We start from the raw sequence: 13,723 nt of genomic DNA, 5'->3' as shown, positions 1-13,723 counted from the left end.
TACAAACATTCTTGATAGGCAAGAAGGCGTTTTATAAGCGTTGTATTATAGAAGGCTTAAATTATGAGTCTGAGCTTGAAGTCACAATATTGAATATGAGCGCTGGGCACTCGTGGCGTATCTGCCGTCCATATCGCCAGCTTATCAATCAGGAAAAACAACATGCTTCGAATATTGATTGGAGGAATTATTTATATTTTCCTCACCGGCATCAGCTCGGCTGCGAGTTTTGATTGCAGCAAAGCCAAGAGCCATCCTGAAAGCCTGATTTGCTCGAATTCCGAATTATCCGAGCTTGATGAATATCTTGGACGTTATTATCACGCAGCGATGCAGGAACTGGGAGAAGGCTCGGCCTGCCTCAAGACCGATCAGCTTCAATGGCTGAAGAGCGTGCGCAATGCGTGCGGGGATTTCGCCTGTTTGAAACAGGCCTATATTGAACGTCTTGGAGAACTTGACCTTTTGCAGCCCGGCGTGACTGCGATCAAAAATATGGACCTGCCGGTTCGGAAGAGCCTGGCCTGGATTGTCCCTCCGGCGCCTGACACAACAGTCGCACCGCGAACAGCAAAGGAAAAACCCTTTGCAGTATCGGGTGCGCTGATAAACGGAATCGACAAAGGCGACGGCGTTTCAATCCGGACAGAAACAGGCGAATCCTACCCGGTTATTCTGCTTATGGCGGCTGATGGAGACTCTGTGCAGCGGCTCATTCAATTGGCTGCGAATAAGAACGCTTCATACACTGCCAAAGGGAGCGCCGTCACAGACGCGGCGGGAAAACAATCTTTCGATCCCGGAAAGTGCGTTTACATTTACGAAGTACGATAAAAAACTTGCGACTCCCGCGCCAATGCATACCACCCGGCCCAGCCAATGGAATAATGGAGCCGTTTCCCTTCCGGCCGATACAGCCAATTTCACAGGGAATGATAACGATAGCCGCCTTTCTGCTTGCTCTGGCACAGGCGCTGCGCGGCATTGACGGCCTCTTCTTCGGTATCGAACCAATCCTTGCGTACGGTGCCCGGTGAGCCGACACGGCCCCATTCGCGGATCAATGACCAGTCGCCGAACAGTCCCGGCATGATGATCAGTTGATAAAACTGGTTCATGTTTTTGTCCGCCTCGCTTCGAACCAGATAAATGCGATTCATTTCAATATCGCCTTCAATTGAAAATGCTTTTTACAGGCCGTAGTGTCGCTTTTTCCCGCATTCATAGCAAAAAACCAGCCCTCCGGCAGTCTCAGTAATTTTAAAACTCGATTATAGTTTGTTCCGCCCGATGTTCTTGCGGGGGCATATCATAACCATTCTGCAGCAAATGTGTAGTGAAAGAATGCGCCATGAAAAAAGCAAACACCTTGATCCTTTATGATTAGCGGGGAGCGCGGCACTATCTATCAGCCTGATGGACTCGGGCGACCTTGCCTGGCCTGTCTTTTATTCATAACCGACATACCAATACAAAATGCCTTTTATGCCGTTGCCCAAAGCCCTGAGCCAACGTAATGCCGGCCAATCAGCATTGTTGGATTACGCTCTGACGTTACGCACGAATCGATCTCTGTGCTGTTTTAGTTTTGCCTGGGGGCGAATCCAATGGCAGGCGCGCCAGGCGCATTTGGATCTGCCGTGTAGCGTCAGTTACTCTATCCCCTCTCCTTTTTTGCTTTGATCAATGATCAGAAAATCAGCCTTATCCAGTCAAAAACAAACTTGCAATAGAGTCAGTAATTAAATATCCTGACTAAAAAAGTAGGTTAATAAGCCGCAATTACATTAACGCCATAACAGCTACCGCCGGCAGATGCTCTCCCATAAATGCACATGACTTTGGACCATTGCAGCGGTTATGCTAATTTGTATATTTTTTAGGCGGCTATTACTTTTGAGCCAATCATGAGGCATCGATTTTGAAAACATTACCCAGCCTTACAATAGACGTTGCCCTCTCTGCTCTATTTTCTAGCCAACCTTACAGCTTGCCAGCATTTAAGCCCGACAGGAAATGTTTCCCCGCATGAAGTTCCAGATCAGACTATTTGCGCTCATACTAACTTTTGCCATCCTGGGCCTGCCCAGTCTCGCAGGCGCCGGGCAAAAGCAATCCCTGCGCGTTGGTTCCGAAATCAGCTTTCCGCCCTATGCCGATATTGATGCTCAGGGCCAATCGACCGGTTTCTCTGTCGAGCTGTTTGCCAAGGTTGCAGCAGCCATGGATATTCCCGTCACTTTCGAGCCAGGCAACTGGGATACGGTCTGGCAAAAACTGAAAACGGGCCAGATAGAGGCCCTGCCGCTGGTAGCGCGCATGCCGGAACGCGAAGGCCAAGCGGAATTCACCGAACCGCACACGATCGGCTATGATACCTTTTTTATTCGCAAGGAAGATGCCCCCATCAAGTTTATCGAGCAGGCCCGAGGCCTGAGCATTATCGTCGTGCGCTCGGATGCCTCTCACGATGCGCTTGCCAACCGCGGTTTTAACCAGCAACTGGTGCTCGTCGATAGTCTGGCCGACGGCTTTCGTCTGCTGGCCTCAGGCCAGCATGACGCAGTGCTGGCGCCGCTGCTGCAAGGCAATGTGCTGCTGCATAAAATCGGTCTGGAAAAGATAGTCACTCCCGGACCGCTGCTCAAGGAATATCGGCGGGAATTCTGCTTCGCCGTGCGCAAAGGCGACACTGAACTGCGTGACCGCCTCAATCAGGGCCTAGCCATCATCAAAGCCAACGGGGAGTACGACCGTCTCTACAGAAAATGGCTCGATATCGACAAGTCCTTTTCGTTTCCGGTCAAGTATGCTGTTTGGGGCGCCGGGAGCGTTATCGGCCTTTTAGCGCTTCTGGGTCTGTGGACCTGGCAACTGCGCCGCCAGGTGGCATTGCGCACTGCCGAGCTGGCTCAAGCCTATACAGCCGTACAAGCCGAACGTCAGCGGCTGCATGATGTGTTGCAGGCGCTTCCGGCTTACGTGGTGCTACTGACGCAGGATTACAAGGTAGCCTTCGCCAACCGTTTTTTCGAACAGCGCTACGGCGATGCCCGCGGGCGGGCCTGCTATGAATATTTGTTCAACCGCTACGAGCCCTGCGAAAAATGCGAAACCTTCAAGGTAATGAAAACCCATGCGCCGCTGGAGTGGCGCTGGACCGGCCCGGATGGCCATGTTTACGAAATCCATGACTTTCCTTTCGCCGATACCGACGGCTCGCCGATGATCCTGGAAGTTGGCATCGACATTACTGAAATGAAGCGGGCCAAACAGGCGCTACGCGAAGCCAACGCATCGCTGGAGCAGCGCGTGGCCGAACGTACGGCCGAACTGGAGGCAGCGAGGCAGGAAGCCGTACAGGCCCGCGATCTGCTGCGGGTGAGCATGGATAATTCGCCGGCGCTGATGTCTTATATCGACAAGGAATGCCGATACCGTCGCGCTAACAAGAATTACGAACTGTGGCTCGGCTATAACCCTGAACAGATGTATGGCCGCCATGTGCGCGATATTCTTGGCGAACCCGCCTGGCAGACTCTCAGCCCCTACCTCGAGCGGGCTCTGGCCGGCGAAATAGTCGATTTCGAGCTTCAGGCCCCTTACCTCAATGAAGGCCGCTGGGTCCATACGACATACGCCCCGGACGTCGATGCCGAAGGACAGGTGCGCGGAATCGTAGTCCATGCGCTTGATATCAGCGAGCGCAAACGAGCCGAAGAGGCTCTGAAAGAGATCGACCGCCGCAAGGATGAATTCCTGGCCATGCTGGCCCACGAGCTGCGCAATCCGCTGGCGCCGATCAGCAACGCCGTGCAAATCATGAAGCGCTCTAGCGTGGACGAAACACGCTTCGCCTGGTGCCGAGACGTTATTAATCGCCAGGTCGAGCACTTGGTCCGGCTGGTGGACGACCTGCTGGATGTCTCGCGCATCAGCCGCGGCAAGATCGAGCTCAAGAAAGAAATTCTTGAAGTGTCGACTATCGTGCAGCGGGCAATAGAAACCAGCCAACCGCTAATCGATGCGCGCCGTCATGAATTCACGGTACAGCTGCCGCCTGAACCGGTCTATGTCGAAGGCGATCTGGTCCGGCTGTCGCAAGTCGTGTCGAACCTGCTCAACAATGCCGCCAAGTACACTGACGAAGGCGGCCGCATCAATCTGGCCGTTGAGCCAGCGGACGGTGAAGTATTCATCCGCGTCCGAGACAACGGCCGGGGCATCGAGCCTTCGGCACTGCCCAGCCTGTTTCAATTGTTCTACCAGGTGGACCGCACCATTGACCGCGCCGAGGGCGGTTTGGGCATTGGGCTTGCGCTCGTCAAAAGCCTGGTGGCGATGCACGGCGGTGAGGTGTGGGCCAGCAGCGAAGGCCGGGGCAAAGGCAGTGAATTCGCCATTCATCTCCCTTGCCTGCGGACATCAACGGTCGCGCCTATTTCCTGTCAGACAGGCGCCAAGCCGGATGAAGGCCCGCGCCGCATTCTGGTAGTCGACGACAACCGCGATGCCGCCCAGAGTCTGTCTGTGCTGCTGACCAGTGAAGGGCACGAGGTATTGCTGGCCTATGACGGCTACACGGCATTGGAAATTGCACAGGCTGAACGACCGCAGGTCGCACTACTCGACATCGGCCTGCCCGGCATGGATGGCTACGCGGTGGCACGGACGCTCAGGCAAGATCCCGCCCTGAAAAGGATGCATCTGATCGCCCTGAGCGGTTACGGACGGGAAGTGGATCGTGAAACGGCGAGGACTGCCGGCTTCAACAGCTATCTGACTAAACCGGTCGACTTTGACGAACTGCTGTGCGCCTTGGCGCGGCAGCCCAGTGCTATAGCCCACTAATCCATAATGATCTTCAATCCTTGAAGATCATTACTACTCTTAATTTTTGACGAAAAAGCGATCGAAATCGGCCTATTGATTTACGGAACTGATCAAAACCTTATCAATCCGCGTTCCGTCGATATCCACCACTTCAAAACGCCAGTCATCGTACTCAAAGCTGTCCGCCACGTGCGGAACTCTTTCCAGATGGAACAGAATGAATCCCCCGATAGTATTGTAGACATTGTCAGTCTCGCCAGGGAATTCGATGTCCATATCAAGGACCGACTTCAGCTTCGCTATCGACACGCCGCCGTCAATGAGCCATGAACCGTCATCCCGCTGGACGACATCAGGTTCGAGCTCGGACTCCTCAGTGGGAAAATCGCCGACGATGGCCGTCAAGACGTCGCTGAGCGCCACAAGGCCCTCCATTTCGCCGTATTCATCGACAATCAAGGCAAAATCGGCATGCTCTTCCCGAAAAAGCTCCAGAAGATGCGTAAGCGTTATGGAATCGGGAACGTAGAGCGCCGGACGCACTGTTTTCTCAATATCAAACACGCCCTCCATCATCGACTTCAATAAATCGCCGCGGTGCAGAATGCCCAGTACGTTTTCCAGGCCATCCCGGCAAACCACTAAGCGCGTACACCGGCAATCGGCGATTTTCCGCTTAATCTCATCCTCCGGAGCCATCAAATCGATGGCGATAATCTCTTTGCGCGGCGTCATAATCGCGCCGACGCGCAGTTCGTCCAGTCTCAGCACATTGGCAACCAGCCTTTCTTCGCTGGCATGGAAAACGCCGGCTTCGGAGCCCATTTCCATTAGCAGCTTGATCTCTTCATTGGTGACTGAGGCCTCTCGAGGACGGTGAGCGCCTACGATGCGAAGCAGCAGGTTTCCGGAAGAAGACAGCAGCCAGACCAATGGGCTGGCAATTTTGGCCAAACCTCTCATCGGACGGGCGATAACAACCGCGATGTTTTCCGAATGCAGTAAAGCCAGTCTTTTGGGGAAAAGCTCGCCGATCACCACGGAAAAATAAGTGATTAAAACCACTGTCATTGTCAGGGCAATGCCTTCGGCGTAAGGCGCGAGCATCGGAATTTTCAAAAGCTGCTCATGAATAGGCGTTTTCAGCGCATCTTCACCCAAGGCGCCGCTCAAAATACCGACAGATGTAATGCCTACCTGAATGGTAGACAGAAAATGAGAAGGCTCTTCATGCAGTTTGAGCGCCGCATTGGCGCCGGGCCGACGCTCGGAAGCCAACTTCTGCAGGCGGGCTTTTCTGGAAGAAACAACCGACATTTCCGACATTGCGAAAACGCCATTGATAAGAATCAAAATAAGGATTAGACCAATGTCCATTATGTCTGCCGCTCTTACCGTTACCGGCGCGGCTGAGTAGTTAAATTAACTGGATGATATCACATAATCGGATGTTAATGGTGGAACTGCCGGGAAAATAACCTTTCGAATCAAATAACTAAATAATTTATAAAGGCAATTTCATGAAAGCGATGCTATTAAGACAGCTCTGCGATTTAAAAGACAATCAGGCGCCGCTTGAATGGGCAGACCTTCCCGTTCCCGAACCCGGTGACAGAGAAATTCTGCTCAAGGTTTCTGTCTGCGGCATTTGCCACACCGAACTCGATGAAATCGAAGGCAGAACACCGCCGCCGCATTTGCCTATTATCCCGGGGCATCAAGTCGTGGGCCGCGTTGAAGCAATTGGCAGCAAGGTCAAGCGCATCAAAGAGGGCGACCGGGTCGGTGTCGCCTGGATTTTTTCCGCTTGCGGGACATGCAAGTTCTGCTTGAGCGGTCATGAGAATCTGTGCCCGGTCTTCGAGGCCACCGGCCGCGATGCCAATGGCGGCTATGCGCAATACATGACCGTGAGCGAGAATTTCGCTTATCGGATTCCCGAAGCTTTTTCCGACCTGCAGGCCGCCCCCTTGCTGTGCGCCGGCGCTATCGGCTACCGGTCCTTACGACTGACAGGAATCAAAGACGGACAGCGTTTGGGCCTGACCGGATTTGGCGCGTCCGGCCATCTGGTCCTGAAAATGGCGAAGCACCGTTATCCGAATACCGAGGTGTTCGTGTTTGCCAGAAGCGCCGAAGAACGCGCGTTCGCACTGGAACTGGGGGCCGTGTGGGCCGGCGAAACTGTTGATCGGGCGCCCAGAAAGCTGGACAGCATCATTGACACGACACCGGCCTGGCAGCCCGTCGTGGAAGCATTGGCAAACCTGGAGCCGGGCGGACGGCTCGTGATAAACGCGATCCGCAAGGAAGACGACAAGCAGAGCTTGCTGCAACTGGATTATCCGCAGCATCTCTGGCAGGAAAAAGAAATCAAGAGTGTCGCCAACATTACCCGAACTGATGTACAGGAATTCCTGAGCCTGGCCGCTGAAATAAACTTGAATCCCGAGATTCAGGTCTTTGCCCTGGAACAGGCGAACGAAGCCTTGATCGAGCTGAAAACGGGAAGAATCCGCGGCGCCAAGGTCCTAAAAATTGATTGATAACTTTTATAAGCTGCCGTAGGGTACGCATTGAGTACCTTTACCAAAGTCGCAATGAATCGGCAAACGCTGAAAATGGTATGCGATGCATATCCTACAGAGCTTAAATTTTCAATTGTAAAACTTTAACTCACGATAAGGACACAGTCATGCCAAGAGTCGACAGCAGCATAGCGACAACCACTTACACCTGTCCCATGCATCCCGAAGTGCAGTCGGCCCATCCAGGAAGCTGCCCGAAGTGCGGCATGGCGCTTGAGCCTGTCGAGGCGCCCTTCCCCGCCTCCCGGACGGAATGGGTTTGCCCGATGCACCCTGAGATCGTCCGCAACGAACCGGGAAACTGCCCGATCTGCGGCATGGCGCTTGAGCCCAAAGCCTTTGAGGCCGAGCAGGCTGAACAGAATCCCGAACTGACGGACATGAGCCGCCGGTTCTGGTTTGCCGCCGTGCTGACCGTGCCGTTGGTCCTTGTCGCCATGGGCGATATGCTGCCCGGGCGGCCTGTCTCGCAGCTATTTTCGCAGCGTACCCGCATGCTTATCGAGCTCGCGCTGGCGACGCCTGTCTGCCTGTGGTCGGCATGGCCTTTTTACGTCCGCGCCATGCAATCGGTAAAAAACCGCAGCCTCAACATGTTTACGCTGATCGGGCTCGGCGTGAGCGTGGCCTATTTCTATAGTCTGATCGCGGCGCTGTTTCCCGATATTTTTCCTGCCTCGTTTCGCGAAAACGGCGAGGTTGGCGTCTACTTCGAGGCCGCCGCCGTGATCGTGACCCTTATCCTGCTCGGCCAGGTCATCGAGCTGCGTGCCCGCAGCCGGACGAGCCAGGCCGTCAAGCAACTGCTCGGCATGCAGGCCAAAACGGCGCGCCGTCTGAGCGACGACGGCGCCGAGATTGATGTTCCGCTGGATGCGGTGCAAATCGGTGACAGGCTGCGCGTGCGGCCGGGCGAGAAAATACCCGTGGACGGCGTCGTGCTGGAAGGCGCCAGCTCGGTGGATGAGTCGATGGTCACCGGCGAGCCGATCCCGGCCGAAAAGCACGAAGGCGACCGCGTCATTGGTTCGACCATCAACAGCACCGGCAGTCTGGTCATGCGCGCCGAAAAAGTCGGCGCCGAGACGCTGCTGTCGCGTATCGTGGCGATGGTGGCCGAGGCGCAACGCACCCGCGCGCCGATCCAGAAGCTGGCCGACATCATCGCCGGTTATTTCGTTCCCATCGTAGTGGTTATCGCGATTGTCACGTTTATCGTCTGGTCTCTTGCCGGGCCCGAGCCGCGCATGGCTTATGCGCTCATCAACGCCATCGCCGTGCTGATCATTGCCTGCCCGTGCGCCCTTGGCCTGGCAACGCCCATGTCCATCATGGTGGCGACAGGCAAAGGCGCCGGCGCCGGCATATTATTCAGGAACGCCGAAGCCATCGAACTGATGCGCAAGATTGACACGCTGGTCGTGGATAAGACCGGGACATTGACCGAAGGAAAGCCGAAACTCGTCACTGTCACGGCTGCCGATGGTATTCAAGAAAACGATCTCCTGCGCTTCGCCGCCAGCATCGAACGCGGCAGCGAGCATCCGCTGGCCGAAGCCATAGTTAAAGGCGCTCAACAGCGAGGTATTGATCTGGCCCATGCCGAAGATTTCGAGTCGATCACCGGCCAGGGTGTCAAGGGCCGTGTCGATGGCCGGGAAGTTGCGCTTGGCAACCGCGCCCTGATGGACAGCCTGGGCATCGATCCGGGCCGACTCGCAGCCCGAGCCGAAGAACTGCGCGGCGACGGCCAGACCGTCATGCTTGTTTCGGTCGACGGCAAGCCGGCAGGAGTCGTCGGCGTGGCCGACCCGATCAAGAACAGCACGCCCGAAGCCATCCGATCTCTGCATAGCGAGCACATCCGCATCGTCATGCTCACAGGCGACAGCCGGACCACCGCCCAGGCCGTCGCAAGAAAGCTGGGCATTGACGAGGTCATGGCCGAAACCCTGCCCGACCAGAAGACCGACATCATCAAGCGCCTGCAAGGCGAAGGCCGTATTGTGGCCATGGCCGGCGACGGCATCAACGATGCGCCGGCGCTGGCTCAGGCGCATGTCGGCATCGCGATGGGCACGGGCACGGACGTTGCCATGGAAAGCGCCGGCGTGACGCTCGTCAAAGGCGACCTGCGAGGCATAGCCCGCGCTTGGCGGCTGAGCCGGCACACGATGGCCAATATCAAACAGAACCTGTTCTTTGCTTTTATTTACAATTTTGCCGGCATTCCGATTGCCGCCGGCGTCCTGTATCCGTTCTTCGACCTGCTGCTCAGCCCGATGATTGCAGCCGCCGCCATGAGCTTTAGCTCAGTGTCTGTGATTGGCAATGCCCTCAGGCTGCGCAACGTGAAATTGTAAAAAGCCCTTGCCCGTCTCCTGCAATTACGAATCCTGCGATCCCGGGCACATGACTCCGGAAGCTGGCAGCCGATAATAGGCGTTGTATTTTTTATTGAAAAACCGGCCTCAATCTCCTATGCTCAACAATAAGGTTTCGATTGTTATTCAAAATCTTGCTATTCAATTACTCCTAAATAACTCAAACAACAAAGGGGACTGTATGAAGATCGGTATACCCAGAGAGATCCATGAAGGTGAAAAACGTGTAGCTACAACGCCTGAAGCCGCTGAAAAAATCATTAAAATGGGCTTCGAAGTCAGTGTGGAAAGCGGTGCCGGGGCCGGCGCCGATATCTCTGATGAGGCTTATAAAGAAGTTGGTGTCCAAATCGTCAAATCGGCCAAAACGCTATGGAATGACGCCGACATCATCATGAAAGTCAGGCCGCCAGAACGCCATCCTGAACTCGCCATTGATGAAGTTGAACTGCTGCCTGAAGGCGGCCATCTGATCAGCTTCATCTGGCCGGCGCAAAATGAAGACCTAATGCAGAAACTGGCCGCCAAAGGCGCGACCGTGCTGGCTATGGATAGCGTGCCTCGCATATCTCGGGCGCAGAAACTCGATGCGCTCAGTTCCATGGCCAATATCGCCGGCTACAGGGCCGTCATTGAGGCCGCGCAGCATTTCGGCCGGTTCTTTACCGGCCAGATTACCGCCGCCGGCAAAATCCCTCCCGCCAAAGTACTGGTCATCGGCGCCGGCGTCGCAGGGCTTGCCGCCATCGGCGCGGCCAAGGGCATGGGCGCGATTGTCAGAGCTTTCGACACGCGGCCTGAAGTCAAGGAGCAGATTGAAAGCATGGATGCCGAGTTCCTAATGCTGGATTTCAAGGAAGAAGGCGCCGGAACCGGCGGTTATGCCAAAACCATGTCCAAGGAGTTCATTGAAGCCGAGATGGCGCTGTTCGCGCGCCAGGCCATGGAAGTCGACATCATCATCACAACCGCCCTAATCCCCGGCAAGCCTGCGCCCGAGCTGATCACGCAAGGCATGGTCGAATCGATGAAGCCGGGCAGCGTCATCGTCGATCTGGCGGCCGAGCAAGGCGGCAACTGCGCCCTGACCGAGAAGGATAAAGTCGTAGTCAGGCACGGCGTCACGATTATCGGCTATACCAATCTGCCCAGCCGTCTGGCCAACCAGTCCAGTCAACTGTACGCCACCAATCTCAGACACTTATTGACGGAGCTGTGCCCCGAAAAGAACGGGGTGCTCAACGTCAACATGGACGATAAAGTGATACGCGGCGCGACGGTCATCAAGGAAGGCAAGATAACCTGGCCGCCGCCACCGCCCAAATTATCGGTCGCCCCTCCCCCGCAAACAGAAGCCCCCGCCTACCCCGCCGTCCAGGCACAAGAAAAAAAACACGCCATCCCCGATGGCATCAAGCCCTTTATACCGCTGGTTATCGGCGGACTTGCCCTGTTTGGCATCGGCGCTGTCGCGCCGGCTTCTTTCATGTCGCATTTTACCGTCTTCGTGCTGGCCTGTTTCATCGGCTATCAGGTGATCTGGAACGTGACACCGGCGCTGCACACGCCATTGATGAGCGTGACCAATGCCATCAGCGGCATCATCGTGATCGGCGCGCTGGTGCAGATTTCGGCGCCGGGAAAAATCGCCATGATTCTGGCCGGCCTGGCCATACTCATCGCATCCATCAATATTGCCGGCGGCTTTTTAGTCACGCGCCGCATGCTTGAAATGTTCAGAAAATAAGGGGAAGAAGATGTCTCAAAGCTTAATTACGATGTCTTATCTGGCCGCCACGATTCTGTTCATTTTGAGCCTGAGCGGCTTAAGCCATCAGGAAACCGCCCGGCGCGGCAATTATTACGGCATGATCGGCATGGCCATCGCCATCATCGCTACTGCTTTAACGCTAAACGGTGCGGTTAACGCCTACGTCGTTTTGATCCTGGCTTTGCTGATCGGCGGCGCGATCGGTGCTGTGGCGGCCTTAAAGGTTGAAATGACGCAAATGCCCGAACTGGTCGCCATCATGCACAGCCTGGTCGGCATGGCCGCAGTGCTGGTCGGTTACGCCAACTTCATGGAAACCGGCTCCACGCTCGTGGGTGCCGAAAAAACGATCCATGAGCTGGAAATTTACATCGGCATTTTAATCGGCGCCGTTACCTTCTCGGGCTCGGTAATCGCCTTCGGCAAGCTCAGCGGCAAAATCAACGGCAAGCCGGTCCTGATACCGTTAAGGCATTGGTTGAATCTGGGCCTGTTGATTTTCGTCATCGGTTTGGGCCAGGTGTTTCTGGAACAGACCAAAACCGGCGGCGGCCTCTACCCGCTGTTAATCATGACGTTCATCGCGCTGGTTTTCGGCGTGCACATGGTCATGGCCATCGGCGGGGCCGACATGCCCGTCGTCGTATCGATGCTGAACAGCTACTCCGGATGGGCCGCCGCGGCCACGGGATTCATGCTCAGCAACGATTTGCTGATCGTGACCGGCGCCCTGGTCGGCAGCAGCGGCGCCATCCTCAGTTACATCATGTGCCGCGCCATGAACCGCAATTTCATCAGCGTCATCGCAGGCGGTTTCGGTACCGGCACGGGCGAGGCTGCGGCCGTTGAAGGCGAGGTCTACCCTATCGATGCCGAAGAAACCGCTCAATTGCTGCTGGCCGCCAAGAACATCATGATCATCCCCGGCTACGGCATGGCGGTGGCGCAGGCCCAGCACACGGTCAATGAAATCACCAAGCTGCTCCGGGAAAAAGGCAAGAAAGTCCGCTTCGGCATCCATCCGGTGGCAGGGCGCATGCCCGGGCACATGAACGTATTGCTGGCCGAGGCCAAGGTGCCTTACGACATCGTGTATGAAATGGATGAAATCAATGAGGATTTCCCCAACGTCGACGTCACGATCGTGATCGGCGCCAACGACATCGTCAACCCGTCGGCGCTCGATGACCCGAACAGCCCGATCGCCGGCATGCCGGTGCTGGAATGCTGGAAAGGCGGCGCCACGGTCGCGCTCAAGCGCAGCATGGCATCGGGCTATGCCGGCGTCGGCAATCCGTTGTTCGTGCTGGAAAACACGCGCATGCTGTTCGGCGATGCCAATGAGACGATGCAGGCGGTGTTGAAGGCGTTGCAGGGGTGATCGAAGCATAAGGCTCAGGGTGAAAACGGTATTGCTTGAGCCTTATTTCCCACATTCCGACCGTTATTCTGTTCTTAAGGAATGAGCCGAGAATAAATCAGAAAATGGTAGGTGCGAATTTATTCGCACTGTGCGGATCAATCCGTGCTTACACTGGGAAATGCTCCGCGTACTTGAGAAAGTTACTTTATTCCCATTCTTAAAGGAGCGCTGCCATTGAAAAGTTAACGAAGCCATCAAACCTGATTCAAAAGCAACCTTATCAAAACTACATTAAGGCGACACATCCCTTTGACCGCTGGGTTAGCCTATACGATTGATGCGCTTCATTCCTCAGCGCTTCCTACGTGCTAGGCCAAGCCACTGACCTTGATTGTAAACCTGAACTGTAAAATCGCAACGGTCGGAACGTCCTTTTGACCTGCATGTTAGGCACATTTGAAATGTGACATAGGAGGCTGAGCGAAATTATTTGGTGAAATGTTTTATCCATGATGCTAGCCCGCTGCCAAGTGCGGCGATAAAAGCAGATTGAATAAACTGGAAGGCAAGCCCTATAGGCCACATGCCTTTTGCGGAAACACCAAGGGTATTGAAATAAAAAAGGAAATATATAAGTGATGGAATGACAACTAAAGCGACCACTATAAAAAATGATACTCGGCTTGAGAAGCCGAACCACATGGGAAAAGCTCCACCGAAAAAGGCCAAGGCAATAACCAAGCCCCATCCCTCGAAAGATTCAGATTCCATAGCTTTACCTAGC

General features: G+C 55.0%; 9 protein-coding genes. 6 read left to right on the top strand and 3 right to left on the bottom strand.

Annotation, left to right across the window (positions count from 1 at the left end; genetic code table 11):
* Positions 1-162: 162 nt before the first annotated feature.
* The gene (locus ACTNE6_RS07350; RefSeq protein WP_442499168.1) at positions 163-834 is read left to right on the top strand and encodes a lysozyme inhibitor LprI family protein; all 672 of its coding nucleotides are present in this window, start codon (positions 163-165) and stop codon (positions 832-834) included.
* An 89-nt stretch (positions 835-923) separates the two neighbouring features.
* On the opposite strand, the gene ACTNE6_RS07345 is transcribed toward ACTNE6_RS07350, so the two are convergent.
* On the bottom strand, positions 924-1,160 hold the full coding sequence (locus ACTNE6_RS07345; RefSeq protein WP_194969882.1) for a WGR domain-containing protein: 237 nt from the start codon (positions 1,158-1,160) through the stop codon (positions 924-926).
* Positions 1,161-2,028: 868 nt separating this feature from the next.
* On the opposite strand from ACTNE6_RS07345, the gene ACTNE6_RS07340 reads away from it, so the two are divergent.
* Entirely contained in the window at positions 2,029-4,851 is a 2,823-nt protein-coding gene (locus tag ACTNE6_RS07340) for a transporter substrate-binding domain-containing protein (RefSeq protein ID WP_442499167.1), read from the top strand.
* 72 nt (positions 4,852-4,923) lie between these two features.
* Here ACTNE6_RS07340 and ACTNE6_RS07335 read toward each other — a convergent pair whose 3' ends face one another.
* Entirely contained in the window at positions 4,924-6,210 is a 1,287-nt protein-coding gene (locus tag ACTNE6_RS07335) for a hemolysin family protein (protein ID WP_442499166.1), read from the bottom strand.
* 143 nt (positions 6,211-6,353) lie between these two features.
* On the opposite strand from ACTNE6_RS07335, the gene ACTNE6_RS07330 reads away from it, so the two are divergent.
* From ACTNE6_RS07330 to pntB, 4 genes are all read left to right on the top strand, one after another.
* Complete coding sequence (locus ACTNE6_RS07330) at positions 6,354-7,379, top strand: zinc-dependent alcohol dehydrogenase family protein (protein ID WP_442499165.1); 1,026 nt, start codon at positions 6,354-6,356, stop codon at positions 7,377-7,379.
* A gap of 149 nt (positions 7,380-7,528) precedes the next feature.
* A complete protein-coding gene (locus tag ACTNE6_RS07325) occupies positions 7,529-9,784 on the top strand; it encodes a copper-transporting P-type ATPase (protein WP_442499164.1) in 2,256 nt (751 codons plus the stop codon).
* A gap of 202 nt (positions 9,785-9,986) precedes the next feature.
* Positions 9,987-11,552: a Re/Si-specific NAD(P)(+) transhydrogenase subunit alpha gene (locus ACTNE6_RS07320; protein WP_442499163.1), complete on the top strand. Its 1,566-nt coding sequence runs from the start codon at positions 9,987-9,989 to the stop codon at positions 11,550-11,552.
* A 10-nt stretch (positions 11,553-11,562) separates the two neighbouring features.
* Entirely contained in the window at positions 11,563-12,957 is a 1,395-nt protein-coding gene (gene pntB / locus ACTNE6_RS07315; protein WP_442499162.1) for a Re/Si-specific NAD(P)(+) transhydrogenase subunit beta, read from the top strand.
* 468 nt (positions 12,958-13,425) lie between these two features.
* Here pntB and ACTNE6_RS07310 read toward each other — a convergent pair whose 3' ends face one another.
* Positions 13,426-13,710, bottom strand: coding sequence for a hypothetical protein (locus ACTNE6_RS07310; protein WP_434484943.1), 285 nt, complete (start codon positions 13,708-13,710; stop codon positions 13,426-13,428).
* Positions 13,711-13,723 lie beyond the last annotated feature (13 nt).

Origin of the sequence: Methylobacter sp. sgz302048 (assembly GCF_052162025.1) — a bacterium.
Lineage (GTDB): Bacteria > Pseudomonadota > Gammaproteobacteria > Methylococcales > Methylomonadaceae > Methylobacter.
This window is presented reverse-complemented; position numbering and strand designations above follow the sequence as displayed.